The sequence below is a fragment of the Streptomyces sp. NPDC126510 genome, from assembly GCF_040302345.1.
Taxonomy (GTDB): domain Bacteria; phylum Actinomycetota; class Actinomycetes; order Streptomycetales; family Streptomycetaceae; genus Streptomyces.
This window is the reverse complement of record NZ_JBEORR010000057.1, coordinates 1-21027: the sequence shown is the minus strand read 5'-3', so window position 1 is coordinate 21027 and position 21027 is coordinate 1. Positions and strand designations below refer to the sequence as shown.

The window sequence follows — 21027 nt, the reverse complement described above, 5'->3', positions numbered from 1 at the left end:
TCGCCACCATGCACAACCTCGCCATGGCAGGGTGAAACAGCAGGTCAGCCATCACCCAGCCATGCCCGCCGCCAAGCCTTCTGCAACACCCTTTAAAGCGTGTTGCAGAAGGCTTCGGTTCGGGCATTTCCCCTGTATGGGCGGGGTGTTGAGGGCTGAGCCGTTGTGGGTGGAGACGTTCACGGGTCTGCGGATGCGGCAGTTCGAGCGGCTGCTGAAGGTCGTACGTGAACGGGGCGGGAACGGGCCTGGTGGCGGCCGTCCATGGTGCCTTCCACTGGCGGACCGGGTGCTGCTGGTGGCCGTCTACTACCGCACCAACCTCACGATGCGGCAGCTCGCGCCGCTGTTCGGCGTCTCGCCTGCGACGGCCTGCCGGGTGATCCAGCGGCTGAGGCCGCTGCTCGCGATCGAGCCGGCAGCACGTCCGGCCGACGCGATCGACCGGCTGTGGATCGTGGACGGCACCCTCGTCCCGGTCCGCGACCGCAAGACCGGCGCGTCCTCACGCAACTATCGGTTCTCGGCGAACGTACAGGTCATCATCGATGCCGACACGAAGCTGGTCATCGCTGGGGCCCGGCCGGTGCCCGGCAACACGGCGGACGCGAAGGCCTGGCGGGACTCCGGCCTGGCCGCCCTCTGCGAGGGCGTGACGGTCCTAGCCGACGGCGCCTACATCAACACCGGGCTCGTCGTCCCGCACCGCAAACGCCAGGGCAGGCCCCTGCTGCCAGGCGAGGAGGAGGACAACGCTGAGCACCGCAAGGTCCGGGCCCGCGTCGAGCACGCCTTCGCCCGCATGAAGCACTACAAGATCCTCCGCGATTGCCGGCAGCGCGGCAACGGACTCCACCACGCGGTCCAGGCTGTTGCCCACATGCACAACCTCGCCCTCACCGCATGACGAGGCTGGCCCCAAAACCGGCCTTCACCTGCCCAGACACAACCTTCTGCAACACGAGGTCCTCACCGAGACGCTGCGGCGCTTGCAGGCCAACGGACTGGTGGACCGGCAGGCACATCCTGGAGCGCCACCGCGCGTTGACTACGAACTCACCGCCCTGGGGCGGACTTTGCTGGCACCCATCGACGCTGTCGGCGCATGGGCGTTCGAGCATGGCGACGAGGTCATGGCCGCGCAGGAAACCGAATGCACCGCCACCCGGTCCTCCCCCTCAGAGTGAGCGCAGACGTCTCCAGCAGATGAGTGCGCATCCGAGGGTGAGGAAGGCTTCGTGGATGTCGTCGCGGATCTCCCAACGGATCCGCAGCGGCGGAACCAGTGCAGATGGGCAAAGGCGCGCTCGACGACCCAGCGTTGGGTACCGAGCTCGGAGCCGTGCCCGGTACCCCGGCGGGCGATCAGAGGCTTCACGCCGAGATCCCAGACCAGGCGGCGGTACTTGTCGTGGTCGTAGCCTCGGTCGCCCAGAACCACGTCTGGGCGGCGCCGGGGCTGGCCGCGCTTGCCCCGCACCGGCGGCACGGCCTGCAGGAGTGGGATCAGTTGGGTGACGTCGTTGCGGTTGCCGCCGGTCAGGGTGGCGGCGAGCGGGATGCCGGTGGCATCGGTGATCAGATGATGCTTGCTGCCCGTCCTGCCCCGGTCGACGGGGCTTCGTCCGGTCTTGGCTCCCCCTTTAACGCCCGGATGTGAGAGCCGTCGACTGCCGCCCGGGAGAAGTCCAGGGCATTCGCGCCTCGCAGCTCGGCCAGCAGGACCTCGTGGAGCCGGGGCCACACACCGGCCTCGGTCCACTCGGCCAGGCGCCGCCAGCAGGTCATACCCGACCCGAAGCCGAGTTCCTGCGGCATGTGTTCCCAGGCGATTCCGGTGTGCAGTACGAACAGGATGTCCTGGAACACCAGCCGGTCCGGATGCCGCTTGCGTCCCGGGTGCCGACTCCGACGCTCCACCTTGGGCAAGCAGCGGCTCGAGCACCGCCCACAGTTCGTCATCGACTTCCCATGGCTTCGGCCGAGCCACCCCACACCCCCGGATCATCAGTCCTGGAGTGATCCAACCACCTCGAAGATCATTTCGTTAGGAGTTCTTAGACCGTGTCCTACGTGGTGAGGCGTCGTTGTACTCGGTATGGGGCGGGGTACGTGGAGTTGGATTGTTCCGGACGGGCTGTGGGAGATCGCGAAGCCGCTGATCCCGCCGTCGAAGGTGCGGCCGCAGGGCGGCGGAACGCAGGACACGCCTGATGAGACGCTCTTCGCGGCCATCATCTACGTCCTGGTCAGCGGCTGCGCCTGGCGTCAACTGCCGCCGTGCTTCGGCATATCAAAATCGACGGCTCACCGCCGCCTCCTGATCTGGTCGAGAGCCGGCGTCTGGGGGCGCCTCCACGAGGCCGTGCTGCACCAGCTTGACGACGCTGGCCTCATCGATGTCACCCGCGTCGTCCTCGACACCGCCCACGTGAGGGCGAAAAAAGGGGGCGAACACACAGGTCCGAGCCCCGTGGACCGCGGCAAGCCGGGTTCCACGATGCACGTCCTGTCGGACGCGAACGGACTGCCCCTCCTCGTCGGCGTCTCGGCCGGCAACACCCATGACAGCGAAGGGCTGAAGCCCATGGTCGAGGTCACCAAACGAGACACGGCCCCCACCGCGGCCGTCACTTCAAGCCCCAGCGCCTCCACGCGGACAAAGCCTACGACCGTGCCGACCTGCGGAAATGGTTACGTGGCAAACGCATCGGAGTACGGATCGCGCGCAAAGGCATCGAGGCCAGCGAACGATTGGGCCGGCGCCGCTGAGTGATCGAGCGGACGATGTCCTGGCTGTCCGGCTACCGACGCCTGAGCCCTCGCTATGAGCGCGATCCCCGCAATTACCTGGCCTTTCTCGGGCTGGCAGCCGCCCTGTGTTGCTACAAACGACTCGTCCGCCTCACCACGTAGGACACGGTCTTATTGTGAACGTCCAGAAGGAGCAGCGGGAGCGTGTCCGCGACGCTGGCTTCAACCTCTGCGACCTCTCTCGGATCACCATGTCCCCGAGTGAGGAGACCACAGTGGAACAGCGCGCTGGGTGGGCAACTGGCGAGGAAAATGCGGCATGGCGGCCGTACAACCAGGAGGTGTACTGGAGTGCCTTCGCGACGCACCGCCGCGCGATGCTCACGCACGAGGACACCACCTACGCGGACTGGGTCTGCGCCTGGGTAGATCTGCGCGCCATGTGCGCCTCTCGGGAGGCGTTCAACCGGTTCTGGCTCTACGAGGTGGAACCCGCTTATATGCCGCGCAACTGGCTCCGATGGGCGGCAGACACCGTCCAGGAGGATACGAAGTCCACCGACGGCAACCCCATTGACGCCCCACACGCCTCCTACCTGCCGGACTGCGACGTGTTCCTCACCGCCGACAGAACTTCGTGCGGGTGCTGGACCGCATCGCGGAGCAGGCCCCGGCCCCCGTGGGACGGGCCTATCGAGCGGCTCCAGCGGCCCACGACTGCATCGTGGAGGCGATTGAGGCCACGCTGCGCACCCTCTGAGCCGCTCGGCCCTTGACCGCAGGGCAACCAGGCAGGCTCGGGGAGCTGGGCGACGACGTCGCCTCATCCCGTCTGTGTGCCGCGGGTGCCCTCCGATCGACTCGTTCATGAGCGCGGCCTGGTCGAGGGACCGCTGGACGCCCTTGCGGCTGAACACGGCGAGCTGAAGAGCAAGGCTGTAGACGGCCATGGTGTGGATGCGGTCGCGGACCTCCATCGTGTCCATGAGCTCCTGCATCTCCACTTCGTCGCGGGCCAGGCGCCGGGCGGCGGTGGTGACGGCGAACTCGTGCTCGGTCGGCGCGAAGCGGGCCACCGCGTCGACCTCACTCACCACGGTCGCCGGGTTGCAGGGACGCCCGGTGTCGCAGCGAACCTGGTGGGTGTCGTTGTACATCGTGATGAGCACGCCTCCGGCGTACTCCAGCTGGTCCGCCTTCAGGCGCTTGAGGTGCTCGACGACTCCGGCGCGTTCGCGGGCGGCGTAGGCGCGCATCAGGTCGAGCGCGCGCCACGTGGACTCGTTCATCCGGAGGTCGGTGAGGTCGGCGAAGTCCTTCAGTCTCCGCGCTCGATCCGATCCCACGGCGTCCTCAATCGCGGACCGGATCGTTATCTGCAGTGCACCCGGCGCACGGCACTATCTCGCCACCAGATCCGTGCCGAAGCCCATCGTTCCTGGGGTCAAGTGGTCCTGCGGCTGCCATACTTGGAGCCATGGGGGAATTTGTGGAGTTCATCTTCGACGACGGCCAGGCTGTGCTACTGGAGGTGTTCCCCAGTCCGCTGGCCAACTCTGCGGCCGCCGGGGCGGCACCCGGCTCCGCTCCTCTCGTGCCCGTCGCGGGCGACGGGCACGGACGGGTCGCCCGGGCGACCCGCGGCGCGTTGCGGCAGGTACTCAAACCGCTGGTTCCCGTCCTTCAGTCGGTACACGACACGGTGTCCACCATGGACCGGCGGCCCCAACAACTCACCGTCTCCCTCGGCGTCAAGGTCGGCAACGACCTCACCCTGGGCATCGTCGCCAACAAGGGCGAGGCGAGCCTCACGGTGTCGGCGACGTGGAATCTCGAAGATCCCTCCACTCCGCCGACGGCTCCTGAGCCCACGGAGTAACCGTGCATCCGACGTACGACGGCGACCCGGATGCCGGTGTCCGCCGGGCCTGGGTCACCGTGCACGCCGGGGCGTCGGAACAAGGCCTGGGCGCGGGTGTGGTCGTCGCCGAGGGATATCTGTTCACCTGCGCTCATGTGATCAACGCGGTGCTGGGCAGGCCCAAACTGGCCACGGCCGAGCCGACCGCCCAGGAGATGACGCGCGTCGCCGTCTCCCTTCCGTGGGCCGGTCCGCAGCGGCACGCCGTCGGGCTGGCGGGCTGGCTGCCTCCTCTGCCGCACGCCAATCAGTGGTGGGACGGCGATCTCGCCCTGCTGAGGATCGAGTCGATGCCGGAGGGCATCACGCCCGTGCCCATCGGAGCGACCCGCGGCAGATGCCTGTGGACCTGGTACCACCACGGAGCCCCGCGCTCCCTCGTCGACGTCCGGGTCCAGGCCGAGATGGGCCCCTGGTACATCCTCGACCCCGGCCGCGCCCCGCTGAGGATCCTGCCCGGTCACAGCGGAGCCCCGCTGTGGGACCGCGAACACGGATGTGTGACCGGCCTGATCGTGTCGACCGAACCCGACAATCCACGCTCGTACGCCATCGGCGCCTCCGAGGTGATCAGGTTCCTCACATCCGCCGGCGTGGTCCCCGCCGTCGCCCCGGCCGCCTACGACGCCCGGACCGGCGCCTGCCGGGACGACATGGTCGATGTCCTCGACGACCTGCCCGGAAAGAAGCTGCGCCGCTGCGCGGAACGCCTCGGCCATGCCCTCGGACTGCGCAGAACCCCCGGCACCAGCACGGAAGTCGTGGACGCCGCCCTGCTCCATCCACGCGGCGTACCCACCCTGCTCAGCGCCCTCAGACAACCCGAGGACCTGCTGCGGCAGCTGAGCGGCATCGCGGCCCGGCTGCGACCGGCACGCCTTCTCACACAGGAGGAGTACGACGATCTGATCGCGCTCCTGGGCCCCGGCGCACATCGGGAACTGCGTGCGGCGGCCCACCACGCCGTACCGCACTTCGTGTTGCCCGACCCCTGCTCCTCCGGCATCGGCACCCTGATCGAGGATCTGGAGGACCGGGCCGTCGAACCCGACGTGGTCCCGCCCCTGATCCAGGTGGTGGAGGAGGCGGCCGCGACCCGCCGCGGTGACGGAGACGCCCTGCGGGACTGGTCGGACCGGATGACGGGCCGCCTGGGTGTCAGCGGTGCCGCGGCCCGGCAGTGCCGCTGGTCCGCCGCCTCCCGGGCGTCCGCGCGCACCGTGCAGCCGGTGCTGCGCGTATGGCTCTGGGCATCGGAACCCACGGCCGAGTCCTACCGCTACGAGATACGGCTCTACGACGACCGCGGCAACGAGGGCCCGGTGTGGACCAGTGGCCAGAGCCCCGGGAGCCGCGCCGAGCTGTGCGCCCGGCTTTCCGCGGCCGTCCGGGAGCTCGACCACTACGACGACACGGCGGGCGTGGAGTTCCTGCTGGAGGAGGGCTTCTTCGGCCTGGCCGTCGACCGGCTGCCGACCGATGCCGGTCTGGACGAGCCCCGGCACCTCGGACGGGACCGGGTGGTGGTGCTGCGCGGCCAGAGCATACGCCGCCCCGGAGTCTGGAAGACCCGCTGGGACCACGGGCGCAACCGCACGACCGGTCCCTACGTGATGCTCGACCACCGCACCGCGGACAGCGTCCTCAACCGCCAGGACGAGATCGCTCTGGTCATCGCCTGCTGTCCGCCCGAACAGCGCAATGCCGCACTGGCCATGTGCCGCTACCTGGGTGTGCCGGTGGTGCTGTGGCATCGCGGCGCCCACGGCAAGGACGCGGAGACGGCGCTGCGCACGGTCGTACCCCAGGACTGGCCGCGCCGGCTGCGGGAAGAGGTCAGGCTCCAGCGCGCCGAGGCACCGGAGGACACCACCCACATGGGGGCTCATCTCGCCCTGTTGTGGGAAGACCCGAGCTGGGCGCCGCCGCAGCAGCGGTTGGTCCACCCGCCGACAGGGGAAGGAGGCGTTGCGTGAGCAGCGACCGCCCGCAGGAACGGCTCTTTCGCGGCGACGGGGGGTCCTACGACGACGGCGTGCCGCTGCCCGAGGCCCCACCCTGGCGACGGCCGCGCCCGGACGACGACGTGGAGCGGCGGCCGTACCTGATCGGGTCGGACCAGGTGGAGGTGGTCAACGCCGCTCTGCGGCTGCGCCGGCCCCTGTTGGTGACCGGCGAGCCCGGTACCGGCAAGTCGTCGCTAGCCCACGCCGTCGCGGCGGAACTCGGGCTCGGACCGGTACTGGTCTGGCCGGTCAACACCCGCGCCACACTCACCGACGCGCTGTACCGCTACGACGCCATCGGCCGGCTGCGGGAGCGGGAGGAGGGCACTGACGACATCGGCAGCTTCGTACGCCTCGGACCGCTGGGCACCGCGCTGGCCACCCGCCACGAGGGACGGCCACGGCTGCTCCTCATCGACGAGCTCGACAAGAGCGACCTCGATCTGCCCAACGATCTGCTGTTCGTGCTGGAGGAAGGCGAGTTCACCATCCCGGAACTGGCCCGCCTCCCCCAGCAGCAGGCCGAGGTCGACGTCCATGTCCAGGGCTCCCAGGAGAAGGTCCGGGTACGGCAGGGGACCGTCCGCTGCCAGGACTTCCCCTTCGTGGTGATCACCAGCAACGGCGAACGGGAGTTCCCGCCGGCCTTCCTGCGTCGCTGCGTCCGGCTGGAACTGCCGGAGCCGAACCAGGAAGAACTGGAGAGCATCGTACGGGCGCACTTCGCGCAGGACCTCCCGGACCTGGACGCCCAGTGGCCGCGAGTCGAGAAGCTGGTGAGCTCCTTCATCACGGACCGTGACGCCAGCGGACTCGCCACCGACCAGCTGCTGCACGCTGTCCACCTCCTGCACCGAGGCGTCCACCCAGAGGCCGCCCACCTGCGGAAGGCGGTGCTGCGTGAGCTCAGGAACGGCGGCGCCCGCTGAGCCGGACGAACTTCTCGTCGCCCGCCTTCACGCCGTCCTGCGTGACGCCGGAGCCGAGCTGTCCCCTAGAGAGCTGAGCGACGTCCTGTGGCTGGCGCTGCACACGCCGGGGAACCGGGCAGCTGGCGCCGTCACGCAAGCCGACGCCCTGCCCGCCGCCGGATCCGCAGCCCCGGACCTGGCGGCGCGGCAGCCCGAACCCGCCGCGCCGACCGTGTGGGGTGACGGCCGTCGCCAGATCCACACCCTTGCCGGAACGGGTGCCGGTGGAGAGGCCGGCGCGCCGATCCGGCTCCCCGGCATCCGAGGGCTGCGTCACCCTTTGGACCTCGTCCGGGCCCTGCGCCCCCTCAAACGACGAGTGCCGTCCGCGCACCGCTACGAGCTAGACGAGAGCGCGACCGCCGAGTCCATCGCCGACAGCGGAGTCCTCGACCTCGTGCTGCGGCCGGTCCAGGACCGCTGGCTGCATCTCGTCCTCGCCGTCGACGACTGCCCGTCCATGCGCGTGTGGCGGGACACCGTGGCCGGGCTGACCGACGCCCTGTCGGGCTCGGGCATCTTCCGCTCGGTGCGCGTCCGCCCGCTCGAGGCCTCGGCACTGCTGACCGGAGACCCGACCGTCGTCCTCGCCGTCACCGACGCGGTCGCCGACCACTGGTACACCGGCACCGCGCGGCGCAGCCTCGCCGCCCTGGCCCGTAGGGCACCGACTGCGGTGATCCATCTGTTCCCCACCAGGCTGTGGCGCAGAACCGGGGTGGCCGCGGAGCCCATGCTCGTGCGTACGGCAGCGTCGGCACCGTCCAACAGCCTGCTGAGGGCCCGTGATCCCTGGTTGCCCCCTTCCTTGAGCCCGCGCCCCGTTCTTCCCGTGCCCGTGCTGGAACTGGACGAGGCGAGCCTGCGGCCCTGGGCGGACCTCATCGCGTTGCCCGGCGGGGTTGCGGCCCTGCGGGTGACGGACGCGGTCGCTCCGGCCGAGACCGCGTCCGTGGACGGCACGCAGCAGCCAGGGCCGGACGGTGTCGCCGACCACGTCCGCCGCTTCCGGGCCAATGTCTCGCCGCACGCCTACCAACTGGCCGCCCACCTGGCGGCCGTCGATCCGCTGACGCTTCCCGTGATGCGGCTCGTCCAGGCCGCGGCTCTGCCCGGGACCAGTCCGGTCTGCCTGGCCGAGGTCCTGCTGAGCGGCCTGATGCGGTTGGGCGAACCGCTCGCGGGTCAGGACGTGTTCATCTTCCCGCCGGAGACACTCGGTGTGCTGCGCGCGGTGATCAACAGCGGCTCGGCACAGCACACGGTCGACGTCGTGAGCGACTACATCGCACCACGCCTCGGCCGTACGCCGGATTTTCCGGCGGTGATCGCGGAGCGGACCGGCACGCTGACCCTGCCGCGGGACGGACGCCCGGTTGCCGAGCTGGGACCGGTGAGCGGAGCCGGGGCGGGCCCGGGCGGCGGGCGCGCGGCCCCGCCCCCGCCCTCGCCGTGGACGCGGCGCACGCACAACCTGCCCCAGCGCCGGACCACGCGCTGGCTGCCCGCCCTCGACAGCATCGTGGAGGAGATCGCCGAAAGCCTGGTACTCGGCGAGGACCCGCCCGTCGTACTGCGTGGACCGGCTGGCTCGGACAAGACCGCCGTCGCTCTGGAATACGCCCATCGGACACTGGACACCTACACGCTGACATGGTGGGTGGACGGTCGTGACGCCGCGACGCTGAGAACGGGCCTCGAGCACCTCATGGCCGCGGTGGCATCGACGTCACAGGTCACCCCGGAGCCATCCGCCGAAGAGGCACCGGGGTGGCTCGGCTCCCACACGCGCTGGCTCCTCGTCCTCGATCACGTCAGGGACGATCACGACGTGACCGCGTTCCTGGACCAGGTCGCCACCGCACCGGGCCATGTCCTGGTGACGACCCGCTTCGACACCCCGCCGGCGCCGGCGACGATCCTCGACCTGACACCGGCCTACCGGGCCCGCAGCGACTCCCTCACCGGCCTGCGCCACTCCCGCACGCTGCACGGACAGCTCGCCCACCTGCTCTGCAACGAGCCGGCATCCCCCGACGACTCCGAACACCGCCATGCGCGCGTTCCGTCCCAGGATCCCGAAGCGGGGCAACAGGGTCTGGCGGTGCTCCTCTGCACACTCGACGGCTGGCACAGCATCCACGCCCGGTTCGGCGCCGCCGTGAGCGACGCCGTTCTGGTCGAAGTGGCCCGCCGACTGGTGACCGGCGTGCGGGACGACGACACGGTGGCCCGGCTGGGCACCGACTCGTTCGCGATCCTCGTCGGCGGCTTCGACCCGGTGACGGCGCGGGCCCTGGCCGACCGGCTGCGCTCCGACATCCTCATCCCGATCAGGGTGGAAGATCGCGCCTATCAGATCGGCGCCCGCTTCGACATCCGGTGGGGCCAGTGCGGCGCGGATCCCGACCACGTGATCGCACCGGCACGGCAGGACGACACCCGTTCCAGGGCGGTCGAACTGCTGGGGCAGCTGACGGACGCGTTGTGCGAGCTGGACTCTCTGGACGACCAGCCGGGACGCCTCCAGTTCGCCGCACTGCTGGAGGACACGCTGGGCCGAACCATCACTCTGCGGGGCGCTCGACAGCGGGAGGACGTCGTCACTCTGGTGCGTGCCGCACTCGCCGAACAGAGCGGGCTGCAAGCCCTCATCGATGTCGTCACCGTGTTCGAAGGAGCGTCGACGGGCGTGATGTTCGCACGGCGGCTCGCCCTGGCCGATGATCCGTCCGCCCCGTCGCGGCAGCGCGACGGCGTGGAGCCGGACAACGACCGCTTGGCGCTAGTGAGCCGTCTCGCCGAGGCCCTGAGCGCCATGGAGTGCATGGAGGACCCGGCAGGCCGCCGGCAGTTCGCCGACCTGCTGGGGGACCTGCTGGAGCGGCCGGTCGACGTGCGTGGCGTGAAGCTGCGCGAGGACGTCGTCGTCCTACTGCGCACGGCGATGCAGGTCCACGGCTGGGCCCCAACGCTCCTCGACGCGGTCCGCATCATGGAAGGGCCCGCAGCGGCCGACGACCTGGCGTGGCTGATCGCCGCCACCTCGACGGGCGAAGCCGGCGGAATCCTGCCCGCAGCGGACGAGGCAGGCGCGCGCTCGCTGCTGCGGGCGGCCGACGACGAGCTCTCCGCCACCGCTCTGCACGAGGCACTCTCGGCCGAACTGACCGGCGTACGTCCGCCCACCGGGCTGCGGCCCGAGCAACTCCTGTCATGGGCACTGAACTTCAACGCCCAACCCGACGCCCTACCGCCGGCCGTCCTGCTCATGGAGTGCGCGGCGCGGTTGGTCCGCGCATCGGCCCACCGGGCCGCCCTGACCGCCTGGGCCGACGCCTGGGCCGAGAGCACCGGGCTCACCGAGGCTCTGCGACGACGCCGCGCCGCGACCAGGAGGAAGATGTGACAAAGGCTGCGGCTCATGCCTGGCCGGGCGTGCTAGCTTCGCTCGCGGGGCCGGATCTCCGGCCTTGCGGGGAAGGGCGGTGAAGCCGTCGGCGACATGGGCGAGTTGAAGCGAGCGTCAGACCCGGCCCTGCTGCTGGGTCTGACCGAGACGCTGTGCGAACTGTCGTGCATGCAGGAACCGCAGGGGCGGCTGGTGTTCGCCGACGTGCTGGGTCAGCAACTGGGCACCACCGTCGAACTGCGGTGCGTACGGCTGCGAGAGGACGCCGTCACGCTGAGCCGGGCCGCGTTGCAGGTCCGCGGGGGCACGTCCGCCCTCGTCGCGGTGGTACGCATCCTGGAGGGCATGCAAGCCGCGACCGGGATCGAGCGGCTGCTCCCGTACGGCGCCGTCGGCGGCCCGGCGCAGTTCCTTCCCGGACCGCTGTCCCAGCAGGACGTGAACACGGCGCGAATGCTCCTCGACCAAGCGGCGGATGCCCTGTCCGGGCCCGCCGTGCGGGACGGCGTCGCGGACGAGCTCGGCATCTACATCCCCGTCGGCCTCACGCCCCCGCAACTCCTGTCCCACCTCCTGGAGTTGAACACCCAGCCGGACGGGCTGCCGCCCGCCGTACTGGTCATGGAGCATGCCGCCGCCTCGGTCCGGGTCCCGAGCCGGCGCAGGGCCCTGGCCGCATGGGCGGACGACTGGGCGAGGCGGGCCGGACTGCTGCCCGCACTGGACCGGCGCCGGGCCGACCGCCTGCGCAACCGCCCTGACCCGTCCGTCCCCCCTTGCCTGGTCGTGATGGTCGAACCCGCGCGCGACGGTACTGGGGAGATCGTCGTGCGGCCCTGGCTCAGCACGGTCCCCGGCCGCTGGCACCCCCTTCCCGCGGAACCGCAGACCACCACACTCGACGGCCTCGGAGCCGCCGTCCAACGGTGCCTGCGGCAACTGGCGCAGCTGCTGTCAGCCCAGAGCGAGGACACGTCCGGTGTCGTCCACCCTCCGCCCTTCATCGAGTTCGTCCTTCCCTACGACCTGCTCAACCACGACGTGGCCGGACTGACCCACCAGACCGGAGAAGGCCGGCCACTGCCCCTGGCACTCAGGTACGGCGTGCATCTGCGCAGCCTGGAGCGCATGCGCAGCACTGATCCACTGCTGCGCAGGCAATGGCAGGAGCGCTGGCGGGCACTGCACCGCCAGGGGGTGCAGGCGTACGAGTGGCGGCAGGCGAGCGCGGCCGGGGCGGACCGGTGGCAGGCCACTCTGGCGGCCGAGCCCCGCTACACGGCGGCCGTCCTCGACGCGCCGGACGGCGAAGCCTCGTCCGTGCTCAGGGCGGTCATCGCTGCGGGAATCGGGCTCGCGATCTGGGATCGGCGGGGGGCGTTCCACGCCGAGCGCAGGAGCGTCATGTCCGCCGTGTTCGCCTCCGTGGCCTCGGTGGAACAACTGCCGCACGCGATCCAGCGGCTGCGGCGCACCGCCGAACTTCATGAAGAGGGGCCTTTGTTGCTGGGCCGGCACATCGCGTTCCTCTGGGACGATCCGACCCGGCTCGTCGACCAGGCCGACCCCTGGGAGAACGGCCCGGACACTGACACCTTCGGCAGCGAGGAGAGCTGGACATGAGAGGGACGCCCCCGGAGAGCGCACCGGGCTGGCATGTGTTTCACGGCACGGGAGCGCTCCCCGACGGAGGGCCCGTCCCCCTGCCGGAGGCGCCGCCCTGGCGCAGGTTCCGTGGGGAGCCCGTCCTCACGCCGCCGGAGGACGACGAGGAAGCCACGCGGCGCCGCCTCGGGCAGGTGGAGCCCGTGTCCCAGCTCGACGCGACCAGCATCGAGATGGTCAACGCGGCCCTGCTGCTGCGCCGTCCGCTGCTCCTCACCGGCCCGCCCGGCGTCGGCAAGTCGACCCTCGCCTTCCTGGTCGCGCGCGAGATGGGCCTGGGACGCGTCCTGGTGTGGAGCATCGTCAGCCGTACCAACCTGCGGGATGGACTGTACGCGTACGACGCTCTGGGCCGTGCGCAGGCCATCGCCGCCTGGCGGGCCGCCGGCCCCGACTCCCCGGGGACGGACGGCGTCGAGCGCGGGGCCGACGGCCAACCCCTGCCGTCGCTGGGCGACTTCATCACCCTGGGACCTTTGGGCACCGCACTGCTGCCCTACGAACGCCCCCGGGTCCTGCTCATCGACGAACTCGACAAGAGCGACTTGGACCTGCCCAACGATCTGCTGCACGTGCTGGAGAACGGAAGCTACGAAGTGCCGGAACTGGTGCGGGACTCGCACGACAGCATGGCTGTGCACACCAGTGATCCGGACAGACGGGCGTCGGTGCGCAACGGCCGCGTGGAGTGCCGGGAGTTTCCCGTGGTCGTGATCACCAGCAACGGCGAGCGTGAGTTCCCCGCCGCCTTCCGCAGGCGCTGTCTGCCGCTGGAGATGACCACCCCCAGCCGGGAAAAGCTCCTCGCCATCGTGAGCAATCACTTTAGGTCACTTCCCCCCGATGCCGAGCCCTTGGTCGACCTCTTCCTCGAGCGGGTCAGGTCGGGGGGCACCCATTCCCTGGACCAGTTGTTCAATGCGGTTCAGCTCACCACGGCCGGCGGTCTGCGGGACGACGGGTCGAGCCGCCGCCTCCTCGAGATGCTGCTGCGCGACCTTTCGACGGGCCGCTGAATGACCGGAACCCCGCGCGAGCGCGCACCGGGAGCCGAGGAGCCCGCCGGGCCGGGGCCAACCGCGTTTCCACCGCCTGCCCCGTCCCCTTCCGGAGAGGACGGCCCGGACTGGCACGAAGTGGCCGATGCCGTCTGGCTGGCCGCGCACTGGGTCCGTACCGGGCGCACCGTCCCAAGGGAGCCCGAGGCGCCGCCGGATGCGTACCGGCCGCCGGAGGAGCCGCTGGCTCCCGCGCCGGAGACCTCCGAGCCTGTGCCGGAGCCGCAGGACGAGGCGCTTGGGCCGGTGGCCCACGCGCGGGCGCTTCCGGCCGCCGACACGGAGGGCCTCGGCCATCTCCACCCCGGCTCGCCCGCGCTGCCCTCGTCGCGCCCTCGGCCATCCGGCCGGGGTGCCCACTCGGCGCGGCTGGCGCGTGCCCTGCACCGGCTCAAGCGGCGTGTGCCGTCCCACGACGCGGTGCTGCTCGACGAGGAACTCACGGCCGAGCAACTGGTCGCGGACGGGCTCTTAATGCCGGCGTTCAGACCCGTTCTGCGCCCGGCCTTCGACCTGGTCCTGCTGGTCGACACCGGCCCCACCATGGCCGCCTGGCGCAAGGAGACACAGGCGCTCCAAAACGCCGCCGTGCACAGCGGCGCTTTCGCAAACGTCCTCACGGCCCAGGTGGACGTGCCGGTCACGGGACCGCCGGCCTTGCGCCGGGGCCCGGCGCGCGGCTCGACGGACCTGGGGGAGATCGTCGGTGCCAGGGGCGATCAGGTCTTCCTCGTCGTCACCGACGGCATGGGGCACGGCTGGACTACGGCCGCCGCCGACGCATTGCTCCGCCGACTCGGCGCCGCCGGCCCCACCGCCGTGGTCCACCTGCTGCCGCCTCACTTGCGGCACCGCGCCTCCCTCAAGCCCCAGGCGGCCACCCTGAGCGCCGCGGGCTTCGGAACCCCCAATTCAAGGCTCCACCTGCGCGCGTTGGACGGCGACCCGTACGTGGCCCGTACGATGCTGTGGGCGGACCGTCAGCAGCTGATCGTCCCCGTGCTCACGCTGAAGCCCCGATCCCTGATGGCCTGGGCCGATCTCGTCGTCGGTGTCACGGGTGCGCGTGAGCTTCCCGTGGTGCTGGCCGGGTCGCTGCACACGGGGCGGCCCGCACCCGGACTCGTTCCGCCGCGACGTCCCCCCGATGCGATCGTGCGCAGGTTCTTCGGCCACGCCACGCCGGCCGCCCGTCGCCTCGCCACCAGGCTGGCCGCGGCACCTCTCGAGTTCGACCTCATCGAGCAGCTGCGCCACCACCCCAGCCTGGGAGCCGACACGGAGCACCTCGCCGAGATCCTGATGGGCGGGCTCATCGACTGGGACCACGACGACGGGCAGGCCCCGGAGTTCGCCGCCGGGATCCGCGAGGCGCTTCTGGCCACCACGACACGTCACCAGCTGGCCCTGGTCGTCAACATCCTCGGCGAGCTTCCCGCGGCGGGGGAGTACGGTTTCGCCCTGCGTGCCGCGCTGCGCGATCCGGTGGCGACCGCGCTGCCGGACCCGAGCGCCGGGAGGTGGCAGCGGGCCGAGCTGGCGGTGATGCGGGCGCTGTCGGGGCCCTACGCGCAGCGCGCCCGGCGGATCGAGTCCATAGGTGGGCCGCACGCCCTCGGCGATGCGGTGTACGCGACGGCCGGGAGGATCCCTGCTCGCGAGACCGTCGTCGAGCGCTCGCTCGTGCCGTACGGCGAACCAGCCTTTGCCGAGGCACCCGATGCGGCCACGGCGGGCCCCCCGAACAGCGGCACGGCCTCGGACAGCTCAGAGGACTCCGGGACACCGCCCCGATCGCCCGCCGTCCTGCTGAACGTCCCCGCGCGCAACGAGCGGTTCGTGGGCAGGACGGCCCAGCTGAGGGCGGTGGCCGACCATCTCACCGACCACAGCCTCGTCTGCGTGCTTCCGCATCCCTTGCAGGGCCTCGGTGGTGTCGGCGCGTCCGAACTGGCGCGGGAGTATGTCCACCGGCACGCACACGAGTACGACCTCGTCTGCTGGGTCCGGGTGGCGGACAAGGGCCTGCTCCTGCCGTCGCTCGCCCAGCCGGCGGCGCAGCTGGGCCTCGCCCCGACGGGCGGCACACAGCTCACCGTCGAGTCGGCCATACCGGTCCTCGGCGAGGCTCTGCGCAGCGGTTTGCCGCACAGCAGGTGGCTGCTGGTCCTCGACGGTGCGGATGACGTCGACGAGGTCATGCGGCACCTTCCGGTGCACGGCCCGGGCAAAGTCCTGGTCACGTCCCGCAACTTCGCGTGGGCGCGGGTGGCGCCCCCGGTGACGCTGGACGTCTTCGACCGCGAGGAGTCGGTGGCGCTGTTGCGCGGACGCGTGCCGGCCCTCTCCGACCAGGAAGCCGAACGGCTGGCCGAAGCCCTCGGGGACGTGCCCTTGGCCGTCGAGCAGGCGGCCGCCTGGCACCTGAGCACCGGGATGCCCGTCGACGCGTATCTGGACCTGATGCGCCGTCATAACCCGGCGACCGAGCTGCTGGACGCGATACCCGGCCTGCCCGTCCCTTTGGCCACGGCCTGGGGCGTCGCCCTGACGATGCTCGGGGAGCGGGCACCGTACGCCCGCCGGTTGCTGGACGTGTGCGCCCACCTGGCTGCCGAGCCGATCCCGCTCGTCGTGCTGCGAGTCCCAGGGCGTACGCAGCCAAGCGAAGCACCGTGCGAGCTAGGCGAATTGGCGCATGCCCTCGAAAAGCTCGTCGAGCTCTCCCTGGTGAACGCCGGTGAGGACAGTGGCACCGTGCGCCTGGACCGGCGGCTCCGGCAGGTGCTGCTGGCCGGTCTGTCGGCCGAGGACCATCGACGAACCCGCGAGGAAGCCCATGCGCGGCTCGCCGCGCTCGGGGACGGTACCGCCGACGCCCCCGGCTCCCCGGATGCCTGGCATGGGCTTCGCCCACTGTGGCCGCACCTGCGGGCCTCGCGAGCGGTGGACAGCGGCGACGCGACGGTTCGATCGCTCATCCATCGAACCGTGGTGTTCTTCGCAGGCTGCGGCGAGGTCGAGGGCGCCCTCGACCTCGGCCAGGAGGCCAGGGCCGCCTGGCTCGCGACATCGGGCGAGGAGCACGCCGATGTCGTCCGCATGACGAGGACCTGTGCGTCCCTGTTCCGGCGCAGCGGCCGCGTCAAGGAGTCGGTGGTCCTCTCCGAGCACGCCGTTCGCATGGCCCGGCGTGTCCCGTCCGAATTCGGCAACCTGATCTCCTCCCTGTCCGAACTAGCCGTGGCCCGCCGCCACGAAGGCAGGCTTCAGCAGGCACGGGAGCTGAGCGAGCAAGCCGTAAGACTGGCCCGGCGCGAGTTCGGGGCCGAGCACCAGGTCACGCTGGACGCAGCCCACCAGCTCGGTGTCGATCTGCGCTGGTGCGGCCAGCTCGACGAGGCACTGTCCGTCGACGAGGAGAACGCCCGATACCGCCGGCAGACCCTGGGCAGCACCGATCCCGCCACGCTCATCAGTCTCGACGCCGTCACCCTTGATGTGCGGGAGCGCGGCGCCTACGCGGCGGCCCGCCACGCCCAAGAGGACCTTCATCGCCGCACGCGTTCCGTGTTCGGCGAGGAACATCCGCTCACCGCCCACATCGTCGACAACCTCGCCGTCTGCCGACGCCGCGACGGGGCGCTCACGGAGGCCGCCGAGCTGTCCGGCGAGGCGCTGTGGCGCTTCGAGGCCCTGTACGGTCCCGAGCATCCCCGCACCCTGGCGGTCGCGGTCCACGCGTCGGCCGACAGGCGTCTGACCGGTCAGACCGATGCCTCCCACCAGCTCGCGTCGGCCACGGCACCGCGTCTCGCCGCCCGCCTCGGCGAGGATCACCCGTACACCCTGACGGCCCGGGCCGACCTGGCCGCCGCATTGCGCGGGCTCGGCATGCTCGACGAGGCATGGGAGCTGGAGGAGCACGTCGCCCGTCAACTGGACGCGTCGGTGGGTCCCCGTCACCCAATGACGCTCGGCGTCGCGCTCGCCAGGGCCACCACGGCATACGCCCGTCTGGACTTCGACCGAGCACGGGAGATCGACGAGACCACCCTGCCGCTGCTGACAGAGGCCCTGGGCGGACGACACCCGCTGACGCTGGTGTGCGCCGCCAACCTGGCCCTCGATCACCGAGGTCTGGGGCACGGGGCGAAGGCCGACGCCCGGCAGCGCGCCGCCGTGGCGGGGATGACGGCCGTCTTGCGGCCGGAGCACCCGTGGTTACTGGCGGCACGTCAACTGAGGCGGGTGGAGTACGACGTGGCGTGCCTGCCGCTGTGACGCAGGACGTCCACGGGTTGTGCGATGCGTGGCGCCGGTACCAGGGCCGGTTCGCCAGAGGCGTGCCGTCGGCCGAGTACGGGCGACCGGAATGCCGATGCGGGCCCGTCCGGGTGCGTCGTGCCAGGTCGGGTCCAGCACGGTGCCGTCGGGCCGAACGACCCAGGCGTGCGGCAGGTACACGCCGGAGCCGGCATGGGTGAGAGCGAATCCCTCGGTGTAGACCAAGCCGTCCTCACGGTGGGCACGGGCGTAGCGGGCGGCGATGCTGTAGCAGAGCCGGGCGGGCATGCCGAGCAGGTCATCGGGGCTGGGCACCGGGGTGAATCGTCGGGCCTGGGCGGGTACGGGGCTGAGGCATTCGAGGCAGTCCCGTTTGGGGGCCTGGACGTCGTGGTGCGGGACGAGGCGTTCGTGGAGCTTGTTGATCGGGAGCACGACCAGGAAGTACAGGGCGCTGGCGAGGAGGAGGAAGCTGATCGCCGCGTTGATGAAGGCGCCGTAGGGGAACTCGGTGGCGCCTAGAGTGAAGGTCTTGCGGCTCATGTCGCCGGTGGCGCCGGTGGCCAGTCCGACGAGTGGGGTCAGGAAGGCGCTGACGAAGCCGTTCACCACGGCGGTGAACGCTGCCCCGATGACGATGCCGACGGCCAGGTCGACCACGTTGCCGCGCAGGATGAAGCTGCGGACGGCGCCCTTGGCGACGAGGCGCTCGTGCCGGACGATCTCCATGCGGCCGTCGTAGATGACCACTTCGGAGGCGTGCAGCAAGACCCGCACCCGCCGTCCGTTCAGCCGCACCGGCACCGAGTAGCGGTTGGTGCGGACACTGACCTGTTCTCTGAACTTGGCGGTGAGGAGGCTCCGCGAACTCAGTCGTCTCCGTGATCAAGGAAGAGCTGGGCCAGTCTGGGAAGACGGGAATGCATCTTTGAGGCGTCGTCGAAATCGAAGCTCTCGCCCATATCAGCTGGCCCGCGGTCCGCTCGGGGTCCGCAGAACTCATCGTAGTCGTCGTAGAAAGTGCAGTCGCCCTCGTCACCGTTGATGCGCTCGTAGGCGTAGGAGGCCGCGTAGTTGACCGTCTCGTAGAACAGTGCCTCGTCGCTCCCTGCGGCCGCCGCAGCGATGACGTCCGGATACTGGGCGAGAACATCGGATGCAATAGCCGCCCGGTCGTACCACTCTCGGCCTTGGGCGATGAGGCCGGCGCGGAAGTCCATGAAGGCGTCGTCGGAGCAGCCTCCACCGATCAGATAGCCGGCAGCCCACACGTCCCAGCGGCAGATCGTCCGTGGAGCTGATCGAAGCACTGCTGGTATTCGAAGATCGTTTGCTTCGACGTCGCCGCAAGCCGCTCGACCAGGGCCGATGCGAACGCTTGGCTCGGGTCTTCGGAGGTCGAAGCGGCGTCGGTGCGTGCCGCTTCGATAACGGTCCAGAATTCGTCGATGTTCATGGCCGCACCCTCTCACCTGGCGCTGACAGCCGACTCCGGGGTCCGGTCGTGGCAGTAGGCAGGGGAAGGTCAACGGTTCGCGGAACCCGCCGGTCGATCTGGGCGAGCTTGTCGTCCGCTCCCGCGAGGGTGACCTGGAGTCCTTCGACCTCGCCGAGCCAGCCCTCTCGCTCGGGCTCCGCGATGCGGGCGATGATGTTGTCCCGGAGGTCGACGATCCGTGCCCGTTAAGCAAGGTCGGGCCAGTGCATCGAGCATCGCAAGCAGGCGTTCTCATGAATGCAAGGGGTTGAGAAGGCCCGTCCGCAGAGCCCGGTGGCGACCTTGCGCCGTTCGAAGTGGCCAAGGAACTCCTCCCATTCGGCGTCGGTCGGGGTGCGGTATTCCTCACTGGGCCGCAGTGCCCGGCGGCGAGCTAAAGGCTGTCCCGCAACGATCAACGGAGGCGACCGTTCAGTATCGGGCATGGCCGCCTCCGGCCGGTCTATCCGGCGAGCGCGAGGTTGTGCAGGCGGGCTATGCCAAGCATGGCGTGATGAACACCGTCTCCCTTCAAGCGGCAGTCGCGGAGGATCTTCCAGCTCTTCATGCGGGCGAAGGCGTGCTCGACACGAGCACGGACCTTGCGGTGTGAGCGGTTGTGCTCCTCTTTCCAGGCCGGGAGATCCGTCTGGCCGGGCTCGTGACGGTGCGGGATCATCAGGCCAGTGCCACGGTAACCGCCGTCAGCGATCACCGTGGTGTTGCCGACGGCTGCCTTCGCTACGGACGATTCCCATGCTCTGCAGTCGTTGCGGTTACCGGGCAGAGGCCGGCCCACGGCGACGACGAGCCGTGTATCGGCGTCGATGACGACCTGGTGGTTGGTTCAATACCGATAGTTCTTCGACTGCTCGGCCTCCGTGTGGTCACGCGTGGGGACCAAGGTGCCGTCCACGATGAGCACGGTCTCCTTGCGGAAGCGTCTGCGCGTCCGCAGGGCGAGCAGCGGTGCGAGGCGGTTGATGACGCGGTCGGCCGCGGACTTCGAGATTCCGAACAGCGGCGCCAGCTGGCGTAGTGTCAAGTTGGTTCGCCAGTACGCCGTGACCAGCAGGACGCGGGTCCTCCAGGGGCAAGCTCCATGGCCGACCGCGCCGAACCGCGTCCGCTCCCGCGCGGCGCATGGCGTTCACCAGTTTGCCGAAGCAGCGTGGGCTCAGCCCGGTGAACGGACCTATCCAAGACGGCTGTGACGCCGTGATCACACCTGCCACGAGAAGATCGTCCCACCGCGTTGCGAACTGGCCGATACGGAGGCGCATATGGAGACGGACTTGGTGAGGCGTCTGGAAGAGGCGGCGGATCGTTTCGTGATCCCCCTGCGCATGAACGAAAGGTTCGATGAACAGGCGCTCCTTCAGCTAGGTCGTGTCCGCAAAGTCCCGTCGTCCGCCCGGAGGGCGGGCCCCGCGGCGTCTGGTGCGTGCTCTCGGCGTGCCGGGCGGAGTCCCTCGT

General features: G+C 70.3%; 10 protein-coding genes and 6 pseudogenes. 11 read left to right on the top strand and 5 right to left on the bottom strand.

Features of this window, described 5'->3' with window-relative positions; genetic code table 11:
• Window positions 1-136 precede the first annotated feature (136 nt).
• Both ABTX60_RS41215 and ABTX60_RS41210 read left to right on the top strand, forming a co-directional pair.
• A complete protein-coding gene (locus ABTX60_RS41215; protein ID WP_352101877.1) occupies window positions 137-907 on the top strand; it encodes a transposase family protein in 771 nt (256 codons plus the stop codon).
• A 55-nt stretch (window positions 908-962) separates the two neighbouring features.
• A pseudogene (locus ABTX60_RS41210) lies at window positions 963-1187 on the top strand (winged helix-turn-helix transcriptional regulator); the annotation flags it as partial.
• Here the strand turns inward: ABTX60_RS41210 and ABTX60_RS41205 are convergent.
• Window positions 1179-2008: pseudogene (locus tag ABTX60_RS41205) on the bottom strand (IS5 family transposase). The pseudogenes ABTX60_RS41210 and ABTX60_RS41205 sit on opposite strands and share 9 nt — an antisense overlap.
• Before the next feature lie 90 nt (window positions 2009-2098).
• On the opposite strand from ABTX60_RS41205, the pseudogene ABTX60_RS41200 reads away from it, so the two are divergent.
• From ABTX60_RS41200 to fxsT, 9 genes and pseudogenes are all read left to right on the top strand, one after another.
• Window positions 2099-2916 (top strand): annotated as a pseudogene (locus ABTX60_RS41200) (IS5 family transposase).
• Between the two features lie 14 nt (window positions 2917-2930).
• Window positions 2931-3530 (top strand): hypothetical protein, encoded by a 600-nt coding sequence (locus ABTX60_RS41195; protein WP_352101876.1) that lies wholly within the window; start codon window positions 2931-2933, stop codon window positions 3528-3530.
• Window positions 3531-4231: 701 nt separating this feature from the next.
• Window positions 4232-4633 (top strand): CU044_2847 family protein, encoded by a 402-nt coding sequence (locus tag ABTX60_RS41190; protein ID WP_352101875.1) that lies wholly within the window; start codon window positions 4232-4234, stop codon window positions 4631-4633.
• A 2-nt stretch (window positions 4634-4635) separates the two neighbouring features.
• Window positions 4636-6651, top strand: a complete 2016-nt coding sequence (locus tag ABTX60_RS41185) for a VMAP-C domain-containing protein (RefSeq protein ID WP_352101874.1) — start codon at window positions 4636-4638, stop codon at window positions 6649-6651.
• Entirely contained in the window at window positions 6648-7610 is a 963-nt protein-coding gene (locus tag ABTX60_RS41180) for an AAA family ATPase (protein WP_352101873.1), read from the top strand. Before ABTX60_RS41185 ends, ABTX60_RS41180 begins: the two co-directional genes overlap by 4 nt.
• Window positions 7582-11061, top strand: coding sequence for an effector-associated domain 2-containing protein (locus ABTX60_RS41175; protein WP_352101872.1), 3480 nt, complete (start codon window positions 7582-7584; stop codon window positions 11059-11061). The genes ABTX60_RS41180 and ABTX60_RS41175 overlap by 29 nt, the downstream gene beginning before the upstream one ends.
• Window positions 11062-11157: 96 nt before the next feature.
• Window positions 11158-12687, top strand: coding sequence for a VMAP-C domain-containing protein (locus ABTX60_RS41170; protein ID WP_352101871.1), 1530 nt, complete (start codon window positions 11158-11160; stop codon window positions 12685-12687).
• Window positions 12684-13745, top strand: coding sequence for an AAA family ATPase (locus ABTX60_RS41165; protein WP_352101870.1), 1062 nt, complete (start codon window positions 12684-12686; stop codon window positions 13743-13745). Before ABTX60_RS41170 ends, ABTX60_RS41165 begins: the two co-directional genes overlap by 4 nt.
• 120 nt (window positions 13746-13865) lie before the next feature.
• Window positions 13866-18071 (top strand): FxSxx-COOH system tetratricopeptide repeat protein, encoded by a 4206-nt coding sequence (gene fxsT, locus ABTX60_RS41160; RefSeq protein ID WP_352101869.1) that lies wholly within the window; start codon window positions 13866-13868, stop codon window positions 18069-18071.
• Here the strand turns inward: fxsT and mscL are convergent.
• From mscL to ABTX60_RS41145, 4 genes and pseudogenes are all read right to left on the bottom strand, one after another.
• Window positions 18012-18749 (bottom strand): large conductance mechanosensitive channel protein MscL, encoded by a 738-nt coding sequence (gene mscL / locus ABTX60_RS41155; protein WP_502992498.1) that lies wholly within the window; start codon window positions 18747-18749, stop codon window positions 18012-18014. The two genes, fxsT and mscL, sit on opposite strands and share 60 nt — an antisense overlap.
• 21 nt (window positions 18750-18770) lie before the next feature.
• Window positions 18771-18899, bottom strand: a pseudogene (locus ABTX60_RS43370) (Mu transposase domain-containing protein); the annotation flags it as partial.
• A gap of 44 nt (window positions 18900-18943) precedes the next feature.
• Window positions 18944-19530, bottom strand: a pseudogene (locus ABTX60_RS41150) (DUF4240 domain-containing protein).
• Window positions 19531-20014: 484 nt separating this feature from the next.
• Window positions 20015-20786, bottom strand: a pseudogene (locus ABTX60_RS41145) (transposase).
• Window positions 20787-21027: the final 241 nt, after the last annotated feature.